Consider the following 16570-nt stretch of genomic DNA (forward strand, 5'->3'; position numbering starts at 1 on the left):
CACTCTCTATGTTAAAATTATTTGCAATTTAAACTCTTCAAAAATGTTATTGCAGATTTTATAAATATCTCTTATTTGATCTTTTTTTATATTATCTACATGTATCCCACAACTTACAGATATATTTCCTGAAAACTCCTCTTTTATACTATTTATAAAAAGCTCTCCTATAATATAATCCTTGTGATTTTTTAAAGAAATTGTCTGAATTCCCTCTTCTTTTGAATATACAGATATTGCTCCAACATGAGCTTTATCTCCACCTGTTATTAATACGCATATATCATTTCCTGCATATATTGCTTCTAATTTTATTTTTATATTATTATGTATTTTTTCTATTTTTATCATTTAATCATTTCCTATATAATACTTTTTTATATTACAAATTATAAACTTAAATTTTATAACAATTATTTATTAGCTTATTTAAAATTTGTTAGGTGATTTAGAATATGCTGTTAACACATCTCTATATGATTATATTTCCTTAACTTTTTCTCATCAATTCTTTAATTAACTAGAATTTATTCCAGTCTGGAATAAATATTATTTTCCATGTTATAATAAGATAGTATTATGTAAATGAAGGTGATTAATTTATGAATATAGAAAGCTTAAAATATTTTTTAACTATAGAAAAACATAATAGTTTCTCATTAGCATCTGAAGAATTATGTATATCCCAATCTTCATTATCTAAACATATAAAAAAACTTGAAGATGAACTAAATTGCATACTCTTCGAAAGGTGTACAAGACATATTAACTTAACCCCTGCAGGTATTACACTAAAAAAGTATGCTTTAAATATAATTAATAATTATGATGAATTATTAGTACATTTAAATGAATTTTCCTTTGATAAACCTAGATTATCTATTGGATATGTTCCTGTAATAAATCAATATAATATTGCTCATCATATTGGATTATTTAAAAGTAAATCTACCGACTTGCAATTTAATTTTCATGAAGGTGAACATGATGAGATATTGAATTTATTACTAAATAATAAAATTGATTTTGCTATTATTAGAAGTGATACTTTAGATAATTCAAATTTAAATATTATACCTTTAGCTCAAGATGAACTTATTTTAATAACACCTAAAAACCATCCTATATCGAAGAAAAAGTATGTTTCTATATCAGCTCTATCAAATGAAAGCTTTATATCCCTTGGAAAAAACTCTGGTGTTTATACTTTCTTTATTAATGAATGTAATAAGGCCGGATTTAATCCAAATATAACTTGTTTTAATAGTAGAATAGAAAATATAATTGGACTTGTTTCTGCTGGAATGGGAATTTCTCCACTAATGAAAAAAACTGTAGAATGTTTTGATAAGAAAAATGTTTCTACTGTTCTTTTTAAAGAACAAATACATAGTAATTTATGCTTAGTTTATTTAAAAAATAGAAAGTTATCTAAAATTGAAAGAGACTTTGAGCAATATTTAATTAATTGTACTAAATAAAATATTCTCTCAGGGAAAGGAAACAATTCCCTTTCCCTAGGGGAATGTTAATTATTTACATATTCCATCAATCCAACTAAATAGTTCACTCAAATCATAATCTCCAGAATGTGGCACTCCCCATGGATATGCAAAATCTACATTTATTCCATTATTTTCAAGCTTTACTGCTAATATTGCTGAAATAGCTAAAGAGGTATCACGATCTATTGATCCATGGCGAATTCTATAATACTTTGCCTTATCTGCCTTACTATCTTCAATATAGTACATTGGATTCATCATTTTTATTTGATCCTTTTCTGCTAATTCTCCATTTACAGTACTATGTTCTTTACTAAACTTTGTGAAATGTCTGTATTGAATTGTTTCCGTACCAAATAGTTCATTTTCAGGAGTTCCCATACTTACATTATCAAACGCTGGTGTTGGTTTCATCCTAGTACGGAATTGAATATATTTTGAAAAATCAATTGATATTACTTTACTATTATTTATAGTTATCCAATCAATATTGGAAAGGTCTGTTCCTTTATTTAATTCAACTTCTGCTGATAGTGCTACATAAGATTTTATAAATTCTTTAAATGTACCATTTCCATCTGAATCTAAAATTAATTCATTACCATTAGTATCTTTTAAATTTAAACTATTTAAATATTCTGGGAATAATACTTTTAATTTTGCTGATAATTCTATTTGATCTCCATTCATTTCTCCTTTAACTACTGTTGGCTTTATCTCACCAGACTCTGAAGGATGAAATTTAAGAGTATGATAACCATTTAATCCATTAAACTCCCATTCATATGCTGAATCTGCATTATCTAAATTAGTTATAGGGCAATAGCATGAAGCTGCAAAAATATTATCCTTTTCATTAGCAGCTCCCATATTTTTTAAATATGCTTCATAATCTGGATGATTACCTGTTGCTCCTAATAGTGAAGACATTGCACCACCTGCACTTGTTCCATTAGAAATAATTTTTTCTACATCACCTGGAATTATATCTGCATTGTGTCTAAGATAACGAATAGCTGCTTTTAAATCACAAAGTGCAGCTGGTGCTGTTCCTTTATATTTTCCTAACTCATCTTTCATCATTCTGCCTCTGGCTCCAGCAGATACAACTACATATCCATGAAGTAGTGCCCAAAATGTAGTATTAGTTTTTCCCATGAAATTTTTTCCTGGTCTTTCTACTGGTCCTGGCATATATCCACCTATTGTATTTGGTAGAAAATTGGAGCATTGTTAATATTATACCCATTAATGCTTTTTCCTTGATAAAATTCTTCTGGTACAAAAATACTTAATTTTTGAATCTTTTCATCTACTGGGTTTTCTATATATAAAATATCTTCAAATGCACGATATACTAATGTTTTACCTTCCATTTCTAATGTTTCTATTGTATAGTTATTTTCATTAAATTTTAATTTGTTACTCATACTATTTCTCCATTTCTAATATAATTATCCTAATTTAAACTTTTTACTTAACTAACAATTATTCCTGGATCTTCTAAAATAATATTGCAATAAAAATATGTTACTGATCCATTCCCCGAAGCAATACTTAGCGCTAAAATAAATAATAATGATAGTAAATAAAAATATTTATTCTTTAAAAGTGCTGGTGTAGCTTCTTTTAAAAGTACTGTTTCAACATATAACGTTTACCTAATACTATAATTTCCTCCTTACATATTTTTACTTTACATTGTTATAGTCAAATCTTCAATTCAATTTCTTTCTTTAAATTATTCCATTATGGAATAATTTAAAGAATATTAATCCTTTTATCTTTTATATAAATTTAGGCTTCCCGTATATAAATATAATAATTATATACGGGAAGCCCTATCCCTTTTTATCTTCTATTTCTTCTATCTCTACTAAATCTACTGCTTCTTCTACCGCCTCTAAATACTGGCTTTTTATATCTTTCACTCTTAATTCCTTGAATCATTTCTCTACAAATTCTACATTTGTCACTAGCACAATCCCATGCTAACTTTTTACCACAAATACTACAAACTCTTTCATGATCAAGAAGCTTAGTTAAAAGTAATTCATTTATCTTATTTGCTGTCTCTTCCTTTTCTAAAGCTATAAATCTATTATTTATCATCATATTAAAGTTCTTTCCAAAGGAATAATTTAATTCTAATGATTTATAATAATTTTCAAGATTATCAAGTTCCTTCTTTGAACTTACATTTTTCTTTAAAATTGGCTTCTTTAAATTTACTGCACCTTGGCTATACATCATGCAATATTCTTCCCATAATGCGCATATAGCCTTATTATTTTCTTCAAAAGGAATTGTTGCCATTTTTAATAAATCTTCTTTAGATGCTTCTATATTAAGCTTCTTTAACTTATTTAAAAGGAAAATTATCATTGTTACATCAGTTTTTTCATAATGACCTTTAACAAACATTGTACTCCATGTTTTTAAAGCATCTATAATATCTATGTTTATATCTAATAAAGAATTTGGAACTCCTATATAACATTTCTTAATTTTATTACTTTCTGCAGTTAAAGCATCCTTTATTAAGCTTCTATCAGACATTGCTGTAACATATCCCTTATCATAAATTCCTTTACGCCCAGCTCTTCCTGCTATTTGCTTTATTTCTGAAACATTTAGCTTTCTTAAAGACACACCATCATATTTTCTTGTTTCTAAAAATACAATACGCTTTATAGGTAAGTTTACTCCCATTCCTATAGCATCTGTACAAACTATTACTTCTGTTTCACCATCTAAGAATCTTTCAAACTGCTTCTTTCTTGTTGAATATGGAAGTGAACCATAAATTATACTTGTTTTTATATTGTTATTTAAAAGCTGTGCTGAAACTGCAAGAGCTTTTTTCTTACCAAATACAACTAATGCATCACCTTTTTTAACGTCTTTATTTAAATTAAAAGGCTCATCTTCAAATACTAATTCTGTATCTCTTGTATGCTTTATTACTTCATAAGTATCATTACAATCCTTTATTAGCTTAATTACTATATCTAAAGCTTCTGGTGCCATACATATATGAATTTCTGGTGCTAATACTCCTAATATAGCTCTTGTCCAAGCCCATCCTCTTTGCTTATCAGCAATCATTTGAGCTTCATCTATAACACATACATCATATGGTGTTCCAAGCTGTAATTTTTCAATTGTAGATGAAACATGGTATGCATAATTAAGAATATCCTCTTCTTCTCCAGTTAATAAAGAACAAGCTATATTTTGTGAGTTAAGCTTATCTTGAATTTCAAGTGCTAATAATCTAAGAGGGGCTAAGTATACTCCGCTTTCTGCCTCCATTAATCTTTCTATACTTGCATATGTCTTTCCTGTATTAGTTTCACCAACATGAAGAATAAAGTGTCTTTTCATAGCTCTTGCTTCTTCATATTCATTTACTGGATTGTCTAAAATTATATCTTTAATATCATCTTTTGCTTTATTTCTAATATATATATTTTCTGATGTCCATACTAAACCTTTTATACAAATCCAAGTAATACATTCTTCAATTTCTTCCATCTCATCAATAGATGGTGAATTTTCATTTTCTTCTAAGTAATTCTTATAAAGAATATTTTCAACTACAGCCATTCTTGCTATTATTTTATTTATCTTATCTTCCTTGCCTATAAGATTTCTTTTAAAGCCTGGAAGATTAACACTTTTATAATATCCAAAGACCATATTTCTAGCATTTTCTAAGTATAAATTCATATGTTCTTTAGTTTTATAAATATTTGTATTAATAATATTATCTAATCTTGCATCAATTGAATTAACAACCTTAACTTTAAGTCTGTTTATCCCCTTTGTTGAACTTGCAGCTTCTCTACAGTTTTTTATCATAAGATTTATAAGGTTCTTTTCATTATAGCTATTATCAGCCTCTACAACCTCTGTAGAATACTCATTTTCAATACCTAATAAGTCACAGCCTTTATCATATATATCTAATAAAAGTTTTTCTTCTAAAGGAGCTACTTTAGATGCAACAGGACTTCCCCATCTGCTCTTAAATCCATTTCCTACTTCAGCTTTTATTTTTTCTTCTAGTTTTATCTTTTTGTCAGGACTTAACTCTTCTAAGTCCATATCATAATATATTTTTCCATCACGACTTCTCTTATACCATCTAACACTGTTAAATAAGAAGTCTTCAGTATATCTCTTTTTAAATTTTTTATAAAGTTCTCCCTTTTTTTGCTCCATTGATTTTTCTACTTTTTCATAGATAACAGCAGCAATATCCTTTGGAATATACTTATATACTTCTTTATCTTCTTCAGTAAAGTTATCTTCTTCTAACTCTTTAACGTATGAGCCCTCCCAAGATAATTCATATATAAAGTCCTTAACGTATGTATAATCATAAACATTAAATTTACCACCATCATTTAATGTTACTTTCGAATCTATATCATTTTCATTAAACTCTGAATCATCAATATGTACTTTATGAGTTGTTTTTATATATATGGTAATTTCCTTAATTGCTTCATTAATAAATTCAGTATCTATATATTTAGCTATATCATTTTTCACTTCTTTTCTTAATGAGCATTTTATTGAACCCATCCTATCACTTCCTTCGTAGTTTAAACTTATTTTTTAACTATACTACATTAATTACCCCTAAGGCAAGAAATTGCCTCAGGGGAAAATTACACACATTCATTATATAAATAAAATTCTAAGTTCACTCCACTAACCATCACCAAATTATTTTATCAATTTTAAACTTCTTCATAAGTAAAAATAAATTTTACCCCTTGCAAATATATATACTCAATATCTGCCTTAATCACATAAACATTTCTTTTTTTCCTTTTAAACTTAACTTCACTATATCTTCTTAATGCATCAATTTCATAATCAAATACCCCATAAACCTCTTCAGTTTCCATATCTTTATCACTTATAACCATATACTTTCCATACTCAAATTCTGAAGTTTCTCCCTCTTTCTCTAACTCATTCCCCTCGAACTCTTCTAACTCTTCTAATAGCCTTTTTGATTCTGCTTCTGATTTTTCTGTCTTTTTTAAAAATACACTTTCTAGTATTTTTACATCTTTATCTTCATTAAATTTCATAAAACTTCCCCTTTAATAAATCCCTATGCAATTCCATCTTATATGGTTTCCTGTAATACTTTAAGTTAAACTTATAGTCTCTCCCCACATATTTAACCTTATTTTCACAACTATTGATTTGTATTAATTTCAGCTCCTGATAACTTCAAATATTGTCCATCTTCGACTGTGATATAAGAATCTTCCATTAAATTATCATTAGTTATTATTGAATCAAAAGTCCCCCTACTATCACTAGACACTTCTATATATCCCATACATATAGATGAATTAAGTGTTACCTTATATTCCCCTGCTGGTATATCTTTTCCTGCAATATATGTTCCATCAGTATATATTCCATCTTCGGGAACTACTGAAGGTGCATCTGCTACTGCATAAGCCTCTCCACTTCTAATCTTTAAATATTCACCATCATTAACTGTAATATATCTATGCCCTTTTACATTATCATTACTAATAATGCTCTCTAAAGATCCTGTTGAATCTGAAGCTACTTCTATATATCCCATTCCCTTTGCAAAAAACAAATATTCTCCTGCTGGTAAATCTATTCCTATTTTATAAGTTCCAGCCTTAATTTTTATATCACTTTTTTCTTCATTTGTCCCAACTTCATTTGATGTATCAGCGCTACTATTTTCTGTATTATCTGTACTTTCCTCTTGAACTGCTACACTTTTAGATGGATCATCACTAGTTGTATCATCACCATCTCCAGTTGAACCTATTGCTCCAACTATAATAACAGCAAGTACCCATACCCACCATTTCTTCCATATTGGCTTTTTTGCTTTTTTCTCCATAATAATAAACCTCCAAAAAATAAATAATATTAAACTATACTTGATAATATTATTTTAATTATTTCTTGAAGGTCATTGGTATGCTGTCAGCATACATTTATATTATTTTTAAACTAATTCTAATAAAAATCCCAAAGCTACAAATAATAAAAAGTTATATATTATATGTCCTACTATTTTACTACCTATCTCATTACGGTTAGTTAAAGGAAGCTTACTTTTTATATTTTTATAATTCCCATTAAATAAGGTAAAAATAAGTAATATTGATGCCATAACTGCATCCTCAAGCATCAAACTTATATTGCCTGTTCCCCAATTACAACAGAATCCAAATACTAAAAAAAAGTACCATATAGATGCAACCAGTATTATTAATGGATTTTTAGTTCTGTATCCTGGGAGCTCCTTAACTTTAGAAAGTATTTTTTTAAATACATTTTTCTCTTTTTCATCAGCTTTTACTGAATCACTATCTAATTTATTTGAATAAGTGTATTGCTTATTTGAATTGTCATAAGAAGATTTATACTCCTGACTATTATTAATATATTCCTTCTTTAAATTTAATAAGTCAATATTATTTTCCTTAGGTTCTTTCTTCACAGGATTTATTATGTACTCTTTATTTACATTACCTATTCTGTTTTCTTTCAAAGCATTTTCTAATACTAACTTCAATTCATTAACATTTGAATATCTATTATCTGGTGAAATATTTGTACATTTTTCAATTATTACTTTTAATTTTCCTTCATTTAACTTTTCTTTTATATGTTTTCCTGTAGTTAATACATTTAACATTACTCCAATTGAATAAATATCACTTCTACAGTCAGTCTGATCAAATCCAAACTGTTCAGGTGATGCATATCCCTTTGTTCCAAGTATATGAGTATCCATATTTCCCGCTTTTTTATATACTCTTGAAACATCAAAATCTATAAGTTTTAATATTCCATTGTTATCTATAATTATATTTGAAGGCTTTATATCTCTATGTATAACTGCTGGATTTAAATTATGTAAAACATCTAAAATCGAACATAAATTAATCATATATTTTATTGCAGTTTCTTCTTTTAATGGGCCTTTATTATCTACTATACTTTGTAGAGTTTGTCCATTTACAAATTCTTCAATTACTATTAAAGAATCTTCACACTTGAAAATTTCATATATTCTTGCCATAAACATATTTTTAATTTTAATTATTTGTCTATATACATCAATATTATAATTTTTCAACTCTTTTTTTATATAAATTCGTCCATCTAATACATTTTGAACTAAATAAACAGTACTTTTCTTTGAATTATTTAATTCAGCTAATTCACTATACTTTGATTCTATATCTTCAAAGCTACTCTCTTCCATAGTTCCTATCCCCTTAGTACATTGATTTTTAACAACTTTTATTTTATCATTATTATATAAATTACTCAATTTTGATTATTAACATTAGTGGATAGTAATTATATTTAGTGGAGATTGATTTTATAATGATAGATAATAATAACAATAATACAACTGAACTTGATGATATTATTAATAATATTAATTCTGAAAAGGAGCTTCATGATTATATTGAAAATAAACTTTCACCAATACCAACTTTAACTTTTTCTAAGTATTTAGATAGTTTAAGAATTAGTAAAAAAATTAAGAAAAGCACTCTTATTGCTGATTCTGACATTAGCAGAACTTATTGCTATCAAATATTAAATGGTGTAAAAAATCCTAGCAGAGATAATGTAATAAAATTATGCCTAGCCTGCAAATTATCTATTGATGAAACTAATAGATGTCTTACTCTTGCAAAATCCAATAAGCTTTATTCTAAAGATATACGTGATAGTTTAATAATTTATTTTATAAATAATAATTATTCTGTTATTGATGCCAATATAAAGTTAGATCAATTTGGTCTTGATATATTAGGAAGTGCAGAGTAAAATACTAAAAAGGTTGCAACAAATGCTACAACCTTTCTTTTAAATTGATAATGTATATAAATTTGTTATTCCACAAACTTATCTATATTCTCTTTAAATTTCTAATAAAAAAAATACACTCACTACTTTTTTACTAAGTATGAATGTATTTTAGTATTACTCTATTTATTACTAAGTATTTTTTCTATTTTTTCATTTATAGAATTAATAAACTCAGGATCTTCTTCATGATTTTTTAATAACTCATCTATGTTTTCAACATCAAATCCTGCTGCTGAATAATATTCTTTTAACTCCTCTTCCATTTCTTCAATAGAAACTTCTTCTAAAGCTTCATCCTCATAAGTTTCTTCATATAATGCTTTTATTTTTTCTTCTCTTGTCATTTTAATTCCGCCTTTCATAATAAAAGATTTTATTGTTTATAATTATACCACATCAATATTATTAGTATTACCTATAAATCTAATAACTTCCTCTTCTGATAAAATATCCCCTTTTATAGGATAAGTTTTCTTTACCTTTTCAATTTCTTTTAATACTTTTTCTGTCTTTTTCTTATCCTTTAAAACTATTAAATTATAAGCATACATAAGTCTTTTTCTTGAAATATAACACTCTGTTGCCTTTATATAATTACGTAATTCCTTTGTATAAAGTTCTTTTACCCTATCCATATTTCCCTTTAATATTTCAAAAAATAATAATTCACAATTTATTTCATACTCATATATTTTTATAATTTTAGGGGCATTTTCTAATATTTCCTCATAGCATCTTTGTGCTGCTTCAAAGTTTAAATTATCATAATAATAGTTACCTTCCATAATCTTTAAAGATGTTACTAAATGATTATTTAAGTCAGCTCCCTCCCTTAAATAAAACCATTCAATAGGCATATCTTTCATTCTCATACCTTTAGATAAAAGTCCATTTACTTTAAGCTGAATATAAAAGCAGTATTTCATAAAATCATCTTTTGAAATAGATACTATATTATATCCATCATTAGCAATTCCACCAAATTTCATTGGAATCCCATTACTTATAACACAAATTACTCCTGAAATAATAGATGCAATTAATATAAATTTTATAATTGGACTAATATTAAATGCTATTAATATTACTAAACTTATAATAGTAATTATAAGATTCATTAATGTTCCGCCTAAATTATATAGTACATATTTCAATTCTTTATAATTATCAGTTTTAGGCATCATTAAGCATTGTCCACCAGTACCTTTAATATTAAACTTTTTAAACTTAAATTTCCCTTCATCTTTTACTAAAGTCAAACTTCCAACTCTAAAAGAAATAAATTCATATCCTGACATTAATCCCAAAATCAAATGCCCTACTTCATGAAGTATAATATGTAATCCAAATATAATTATAAAAATAGCAATATATGTTATCACACTAATTAATGATTCACTAAAAGGCATACTGGATTTTGCTAATACTCTACAAGCTAAACCTCCACCAAAAAATCCTGCTAAAAATATAACTATAGATATACCAATAGTAACTATAGTTGATTTAATATCCTTTTTCTTTTTCCCCATAATATCCTCTCCCTGTACTAGCTACCCCAGAGGAAGGGGAATCATTCCCTTTCCCCTGGGGTATATACTCTATACTCTAAGCTAACTTCTCATCTATATACTTTAAAAACCTATCCTGCTCTTCTTCATTTTCAAATGCTCTTTTAGGAATATTTAATACTTGTCCTGAAACTAAATTAATGAATATATTATTATTTGTTACAATAATATCCTTTATAAAGCTCCACTGAATTTTAGTATACATTCCTTCAATTTCTTCAATTATTCCATCCTCTTGTAAAGTTATTTTAGTACATTTTATCTGTTTTACAGATTTAGAAAATTGATTATTTACTAAATTTTTCATTGTTTTCTCTCTAACTGCATCATATATATTATTGCTATATAAAAGCCAAGTAATTAACAATATAGTGCCTACTACCAATACTGGTATATAAAATGGTTCTATTATACTTAACATAAATAAAGTTATTGCTATTATTAGCATTGCTATTGATAGCTTATATCGAATTTTAGCTTTTTTTATAATACTAATATCATTGTTTTTTAACTTAGATAATTCTAAATAATCATCTGTAGTTATTTTAAAAACTATCTCCATCATATTTCCTCTCCTTTTCTTAATTATTAATATATTGTATAATAAGTATAATATACATATTATTTAAATGAAAGGGATTTATTATGACCTATAGTAAAAAAATAATTTTTGAAGATACAAAGGTAAAAAATAATAAATTTAAATTAACGCTAGTTATTATTATGTTCTTTATATTAATAACTACCTTTATATCTACTTATATATATAAAGAAATAGTTACTCCTACACCTATAAATTTTCAAGATATAAATGAATTGCTTATGGATTACAACGTTACAGACCCTATGATTTATAAAAAAACTAAGGATTTTATGCCTCAGCCACTTTCTTATGTTAGTAATATTAACTTAATAGACGCTGAATATATAAACTTTAACACACTTAATGCACCTATTTCTATGACTTTGAATTATTCTACTGGAAGATCAGAATGCTTGGCTACTGCTGAAATTCAATATAAATATAAAAAAGGTTGGTTTATAAAAGATTTTATTGATATTAAAACAGATAATTTTATTCCTTTATTCTCTGCCGGTGATATTTTATTAGATATTCTTACTGATTCAGTTTATTTTGAAGATGGATTTTCGTTTAATAACATTAATTATGAATATACTAAAAGTTATATAGATTCCCTTTATGTTATATCTGAAGAGGGAGATACTTCCTCTACTACAGTTAAGGTTGGATCTTTTGATACAGGTAGAGCAGTACATTTATCTGCTACTCTTTCTTATAATTTTGATGAAGGTACATGGGATCTTATAGATTATGCTCCTACTGTTTATGATTATTAATTTAATTAAAATAAAACTGCCGATAACACTATTTGTTATTGGCAGTTTTTCTATTTATCCTAAAAATATCATTTATACATTAATTATTTGTTATGCTATAGCTAAAGAGTATAAGTAGATTTTATAAATATATTATTATCTATTACACATTTACATTTAAAAGGCTCCTGAGTCTCCTCCACCGCCACCAGTAAAATCTCCTCCGCCAAAGAAACCTCCTCCAGTGCTAGTTGTATCAAAACTACCTGGTGAAGAAGTTATAGGATTCGCTATATTATCTGCTCTATGGCTAATATCATTAAATATTGTTGCATATAAAATATAGTTATTCATGTACATATATTCAACAGAGCTAAAGCTACCTATGTTTCTTCCTTCTGTAGATGTTACTAAATTAATAATATTTCTTAAATCATTATCACTTACTCCCAATGCAGAAGCATAAATTATTGTTAAATCACTTAATAAACTATTATCTAAATCATTAACTGAATATAAATTCTTTAAATAATTCTTATAAGAAATCCATCTTGATTTTTCGTTAAACCATATATTAGTAAGAACATCTTTATTTCTTATTTTTATATAAAATACAATAGAATTAGCATCTTGTTTAACTTCACCTATCCATTTATTTAAATTATTTATAAATTTCTTTGCTTCACTTTCTGAAGAAACTAACCTTTTTATTTGATTCATGGAAAAACTACCATTAACCTCATAATCACTAAACCAAGTTAATATATAATCTAAATGCTTATATCTTGTTTTATTATAATTTCTTCTTATAAAAATTAAATCATTATCATCTTTATCAAAATCATTTATTTTTTCTTCTATAGTATAATAGCCTTTATTAGCTAAATAAAATAACGTAACATTTAGCATTTCCTTGGATACAACTTTTTCATTTATTAATAAATTTACTAATGCTGGTGGTAAATCTGATGGTGGTTCCATTACAATTTCAGCTTTAGTAATTATGTTGTTTTTTCTATATTCACTTACTTCTTTTTCAAACTTAGATTGATTTGAAGAATATATAAATATTGTTGATATTCCACCTATTACAATAGCTCCTATTATTAAAAATCCAATTACATCACTATTATCTTCTTTTTCATAATAATACTGATTTATATTATCGAAATCATCTAAAATATAGTCTTCGTCATAGTAATATTCATACTCATCTATTATATTTTCCTTTTCATAAAGTTCTGATTCTTCTACATTTGATAAATAACCTGCTTGAAATTTCATATCTATTCCTATTAATGTAGTTAAGTTTTTAAAGCTAATATTTATATAATCCTTTGTATGGCTAGTTTCAATCTCTCCATCACCATATATGTCATAATAAAGAATTTCTTCATCAAATTCTGCATCCTTTAATGAAATTTTAATATTTCCTTCTTTAACAGATTCAATATTTTCAACATTATAAAAATTCCAATATAACTCTGAATAATCTAAATATCTTAAAGCTGCTGCTTTTATAGTATAATTTAATTGAATCTTTTTACTTTCATTGCTACTTTTGCAAAATAATTTTATTTGAGTTCTTTCAAAGTCCTCATCTATTTCATATGTATTATTTTCTTCAGAGTAATCCTCTACAGCTTCAATAACATTTCCATCTTCATCAATAATTGAAACACTATTTATTACATATTCTTCTGTTCCTATTAATGCTAAATTTCTATAAACTCCATTAAACTGGCCATTAAACCTATAATCCATTATTTCATTTACAACAACATCACCATTATCAAGTATCACAGCTTCAACATTTAGTTTGTCAATAAAATACTCTCTACTTGTTCCATAAACACTTGTAGGTGCTATAAGCATAAATACTAAACTTAAAATTACTAATAATTTTCTCATTATATTCACCCCCATTTATTTTTACATAACCCTTTATATTATTTTACCATATAACCCATTATATTATAATTTTCTTTATTTCTTTTTGTAATTTATCACAAAGTACAAGCTTCCACTGAAGAAAATTTATATATTTCAAACTAATTAATTATTTACTAACAACAGTATATTGTTTTAATATTATGCAAATATATTCTATCCTACAAAAAAAAGAAGCAGCTACAATACTTTTTTGTATAACTACTTCTTCTTTCTTATTCATATTCACTAAATGGATAATGAGGATTATTTCTAGCTATTTTTCTCATAATTAAAAACAAAGCATCTTTTTCTTCTTCTGTTAACTCACCTACTAATCTCTGTTCCCATAAGTCAGATATTCTAAATACCTCTTCCTTCTTAGAGATAGCTTTTTCTGTTAAATATATATGATACTTTCTTTTATCCTCTTCATTTAAAACTCTCTTTACATATCCCTCTTCTTCAAGCTTAATTATGGCTCTTGTCGTTGTAGCCTTATCTACAGACATTTTTTCAGTTAATTCATCATGACTAAGTCCATCTTTTAAATAAAGCATAATTAAAAATTGATACTGTCCTGCTCCAAAACCTAAATCTTTATATTCCTTTATTAAAAAGCTTTGACCCTGTCTATAAAAATGTCCTATATATCTTCCAAGGGACTCACCATAGTATTTTTTCATTTGATATTTCCTCCGTGCGTATAGTTCTAACTTAATTATACCCTATACTGCAACTTCTGGTGAAATTTCTTTATTAATTTCTTCTTCCTTACCTAAAGTTCTCATTTCTCTAATTATTATTATTCCTGAAAGTATAACTGCTATTCCATCTGCTATTGGTCCTGCTAACCAAACCCCTTCTAATCCCATGAATTTAGGAAGTATTAAAAATGCTGGTATTAACATTAATACTTGTCTTGATAAACCTAATAACATAGATTTCTTTGGCTTTCCAATTGCTTGATAATAGTTTGATGCTGTCATTTGTACTCCTATAAGTGGTAATACAAATAGATATACTCTTATTCCATTAACAGCTATATCTGTTAGCATAGGATCATTATTAAACATTCCTATAGCCTTTTCTGGTAACATAACAATGAAAATCCAACTTAATAACAATACTGCTGTACATGCTATTAATCCATATAAATAAGTTTTTTTTACTCTATCATATTTCTTAGCTCCATAGTTGTATCCTATTATCGGCTGTGCACCTTGATTTAAACCGAATATAGGCATAATGAATATTGTACAAACTGATGTTATAACTGCCATTGCCCCTATTGCTAAATCTCCACCATAAGTCATTAAAGCATTATTAGCAATAACTTGTACTATACTACCTGCAACTTGCATACAAAATGGTGCTAATCCTATCATTAATATTTTCTTTATTATTTCACCATTTAACATCATATCTTCTTTATTTAACTTAATTGTTGATTTGCTACTCTTTGTAAAATAATAAATAACCCAGCATCCAGCTACAAATTGTGATATTACTGTTGCATAAGCTGCACCTTGTATTCCTAAACCTAATACAAATATAAAGATTGGGTCTAAAACAATGTTTATAATCGCTCCAATTAACATAGTACTCATTGCTATTTTAGGATTACTATCTGAATTAATTGAATGATTTAATCCAAATGCACATAAGTTACATATTGTTCCTATCATTAAAGGCCTAATATAAGCTAATGCATATGGCATTGTATTTTCACTTGCTCCAAATATTCCTAAAATTCCTGTAGCAAATACGTTTCCAAAAATAGCTACTATTAAACTTATAATAATTATTGCTGTTAATCCATTTCCTAAATATTTTTGTGCTAACTTTCTTTTTCCACTACCAAATGATAATGATATACTTGCTGATGTTCCTATACCTATAAGCATCCCAAGTCCAGTTATTATAGATGTAACCGGCATTGTAATTCCAACACCAGTAATAGCTAGTCCACCTATATCAGGTATATTACCTATATAAATTCTATCTACTACATTGTAAAGCATATTTACTACCATCCCTATAATTGCTGGAATAGAGAACTTAACTAATAACCTTACTATACCTAAATTTCCTAACTCTTCTTGATTTTTATTTTCGCTTACCGCCATTAAACTTTCACTCCTTATAAATTTGTTGCTATGTCAACGAAAAATTTTAAAATATTGTTGCTATCGCAACAATATTTTAAAATTTTTTTATAGTTTATTAACATAAAAATGGGGCTGTATCAAAATAAATTTTGATACTAGCCGATAAGAAAAGGAGGATTCGAATTTGAATCCTCCTTTTTGTGTA

At 26.6% G+C, this 16570-nt stretch carries 16 protein-coding genes; 3 read left to right on the forward strand and 13 right to left on the reverse strand.

Features of this window, described 5'->3' with window-relative positions; genetic code table 11:
- Positions 1-6 precede the first annotated feature (6 nt).
- Positions 7-351 carry a hypothetical protein gene (locus HCG76_RS13180; protein WP_221700864.1) on the reverse strand — a complete coding sequence of 115 codons (345 nt, stop codon included), beginning with the start codon at positions 349-351 and terminating at the stop codon, positions 7-9.
- A gap of 251 nt (positions 352-602) precedes the next feature.
- On the opposite strand from HCG76_RS13180, the gene HCG76_RS13185 reads away from it, so the two are divergent.
- Positions 603-1481 carry a LysR family transcriptional regulator gene (locus HCG76_RS13185; protein ID WP_221700865.1) on the forward strand — a complete coding sequence of 293 codons (879 nt, stop codon included), beginning with the start codon at positions 603-605 and terminating at the stop codon, positions 1479-1481.
- 51 nt (positions 1482-1532) lie between these two features.
- Here the strand turns inward: HCG76_RS13185 and HCG76_RS13190 are convergent, their stop codons facing one another.
- The 6 genes from HCG76_RS13190 to HCG76_RS13210 all read right to left on the reverse strand — a co-directional run bounded on the left by HCG76_RS13190 (position 1533) and on the right by HCG76_RS13210 (position 8799).
- A complete protein-coding gene (locus HCG76_RS13190; protein WP_260458142.1) occupies positions 1533-2699 on the reverse strand; it encodes a subtype B tannase in 1167 nt (388 codons plus the stop codon).
- Between the two features lie 8 nt (positions 2700-2707).
- Complete coding sequence (locus tag HCG76_RS19125) at positions 2708-2935, reverse strand: hypothetical protein (protein WP_260458143.1); 228 nt, start codon at positions 2933-2935, stop codon at positions 2708-2710.
- A 421-nt stretch (positions 2936-3356) separates the two neighbouring features.
- A complete protein-coding gene (locus HCG76_RS13195; protein ID WP_221700866.1) occupies positions 3357-6098 on the reverse strand; it encodes a helicase-related protein in 2742 nt (913 codons plus the stop codon).
- Positions 6099-6256: 158 nt separating this feature from the next.
- Entirely contained in the window at positions 6257-6616 is a 360-nt protein-coding gene (locus HCG76_RS13200) for a hypothetical protein (protein ID WP_221700867.1), read from the reverse strand.
- 110 nt (positions 6617-6726) lie between these two features.
- Positions 6727-7422: a hypothetical protein gene (locus HCG76_RS13205; RefSeq protein ID WP_221700868.1), complete on the reverse strand. Its 696-nt coding sequence runs from the start codon at positions 7420-7422 to the stop codon at positions 6727-6729.
- Between the two features lie 108 nt (positions 7423-7530).
- A complete protein-coding gene (locus tag HCG76_RS13210) occupies positions 7531-8799 on the reverse strand; it encodes a serine/threonine-protein kinase (protein WP_221700869.1) in 1269 nt (422 codons plus the stop codon).
- Positions 8800-8924: 125 nt separating this feature from the next.
- On the opposite strand from HCG76_RS13210, the gene HCG76_RS13215 reads away from it, so the two are divergent.
- The gene (locus tag HCG76_RS13215) at positions 8925-9377 is read left to right on the forward strand and encodes a helix-turn-helix domain-containing protein (protein WP_221700870.1); all 453 of its coding nucleotides are present in this window, start codon (positions 8925-8927) and stop codon (positions 9375-9377) included.
- A gap of 161 nt (positions 9378-9538) precedes the next feature.
- On the opposite strand, the gene HCG76_RS13220 is transcribed toward HCG76_RS13215, so the two are convergent.
- The 3 genes from HCG76_RS13220 to HCG76_RS13230 all read right to left on the reverse strand — a co-directional run bounded on the left by HCG76_RS13220 (position 9539) and on the right by HCG76_RS13230 (position 11552).
- Positions 9539-9763 (reverse strand): hypothetical protein, encoded by a 225-nt coding sequence (locus HCG76_RS13220; RefSeq protein WP_221700871.1) that lies wholly within the window; start codon positions 9761-9763, stop codon positions 9539-9541.
- A 42-nt stretch (positions 9764-9805) separates the two neighbouring features.
- Positions 9806-10948, reverse strand: coding sequence for a site-2 protease family protein (locus HCG76_RS13225; RefSeq protein WP_221700872.1), 1143 nt, complete (start codon positions 10946-10948; stop codon positions 9806-9808).
- A gap of 76 nt (positions 10949-11024) precedes the next feature.
- Positions 11025-11552, reverse strand: coding sequence for a YcxB family protein (locus HCG76_RS13230; RefSeq protein ID WP_221700873.1), 528 nt, complete (start codon positions 11550-11552; stop codon positions 11025-11027).
- Between the two features lie 80 nt (positions 11553-11632).
- Here HCG76_RS13230 and HCG76_RS13235 point away from each other — a divergent pair, with 80 nt between their 5' ends.
- Positions 11633-12346 carry a hypothetical protein gene (locus tag HCG76_RS13235; protein WP_221700874.1) on the forward strand — a complete coding sequence of 238 codons (714 nt, stop codon included), beginning with the start codon at positions 11633-11635 and terminating at the stop codon, positions 12344-12346.
- Positions 12347-12502: 156 nt separating this feature from the next.
- On the opposite strand, the gene HCG76_RS13240 is transcribed toward HCG76_RS13235, so the two are convergent.
- From HCG76_RS13240 to HCG76_RS13250, 3 genes are all read right to left on the reverse strand, one after another.
- Complete coding sequence (locus tag HCG76_RS13240) at positions 12503-14236, reverse strand: DUF2207 domain-containing protein (protein ID WP_221700875.1); 1734 nt, start codon at positions 14234-14236, stop codon at positions 12503-12505.
- Positions 14237-14490: 254 nt separating this feature from the next.
- Positions 14491-14940, reverse strand: a complete 450-nt coding sequence (locus HCG76_RS13245) for a MarR family winged helix-turn-helix transcriptional regulator (RefSeq protein ID WP_221700876.1) — start codon at positions 14938-14940, stop codon at positions 14491-14493.
- Between the two features lie 42 nt (positions 14941-14982).
- Positions 14983-16383, reverse strand: a complete 1401-nt coding sequence (locus tag HCG76_RS13250; RefSeq protein WP_221700877.1) for an MATE family efflux transporter — start codon at positions 16381-16383, stop codon at positions 14983-14985.
- Between the last annotated feature and the right edge of the window lie 187 nt (positions 16384-16570).

This window comes from Clostridium sp. K13, from assembly GCF_019734195.1.
Lineage (GTDB): Bacteria > Bacillota > Clostridia > Clostridiales > Clostridiaceae > Clostridium.

Coding starts and splice junctions, on each gene's coding strand:
- HCG76_RS13180 (WP_221700864.1), bottom strand. CDS start 351: ATGATAAAAATAGAAAAAATACATAATAATATAAAAATAAAATTAGAA.
- HCG76_RS13185 (WP_221700865.1), top strand. CDS start 603: ATGAATATAGAAAGCTTAAAATATTTTTTAACTATAGAAAAACATAAT.
- HCG76_RS13190 (WP_260458142.1), bottom strand. CDS start 2,699: ATGCCAGGACCAGTAGAAAGACCAGGAAAAAATTTCATGGGAAAAACT.
- HCG76_RS19125 (WP_260458143.1), bottom strand. CDS start 2,935: ATGAGTAACAAATTAAAATTTAATGAAAATAACTATACAATAGAAACA.
- HCG76_RS13195 (WP_221700866.1), bottom strand. CDS start 6,098: ATGGGTTCAATAAAATGCTCATTAAGAAAAGAAGTGAAAAATGATATA.
- HCG76_RS13200 (WP_221700867.1), bottom strand. CDS start 6,616: ATGAAATTTAATGAAGATAAAGATGTAAAAATACTAGAAAGTGTATTT.
- HCG76_RS13205 (WP_221700868.1), bottom strand. CDS start 7,422: ATGGAGAAAAAAGCAAAAAAGCCAATATGGAAGAAATGGTGGGTATGG.
- HCG76_RS13210 (WP_221700869.1), bottom strand. CDS start 8,799: ATGGAAGAGAGTAGCTTTGAAGATATAGAATCAAAGTATAGTGAATTA.
- HCG76_RS13215 (WP_221700870.1), top strand. CDS start 8,925: ATGATAGATAATAATAACAATAATACAACTGAACTTGATGATATTATT.
- HCG76_RS13220 (WP_221700871.1), bottom strand. CDS start 9,763: ATGACAAGAGAAGAAAAAATAAAAGCATTATATGAAGAAACTTATGAG.
- HCG76_RS13225 (WP_221700872.1), bottom strand. CDS start 10,948: ATGGGGAAAAAGAAAAAGGATATTAAATCAACTATAGTTACTATTGGT.
- HCG76_RS13230 (WP_221700873.1), bottom strand. CDS start 11,552: ATGATGGAGATAGTTTTTAAAATAACTACAGATGATTATTTAGAATTA.
- HCG76_RS13235 (WP_221700874.1), top strand. CDS start 11,633: ATGACCTATAGTAAAAAAATAATTTTTGAAGATACAAAGGTAAAAAAT.
- HCG76_RS13240 (WP_221700875.1), bottom strand. CDS start 14,236: ATGAGAAAATTATTAGTAATTTTAAGTTTAGTATTTATGCTTATAGCA.
- HCG76_RS13245 (WP_221700876.1), bottom strand. CDS start 14,940: ATGAAAAAATACTATGGTGAGTCCCTTGGAAGATATATAGGACATTTT.
- HCG76_RS13250 (WP_221700877.1), bottom strand. CDS start 16,383: ATGGCGGTAAGCGAAAATAAAAATCAAGAAGAGTTAGGAAATTTAGGT.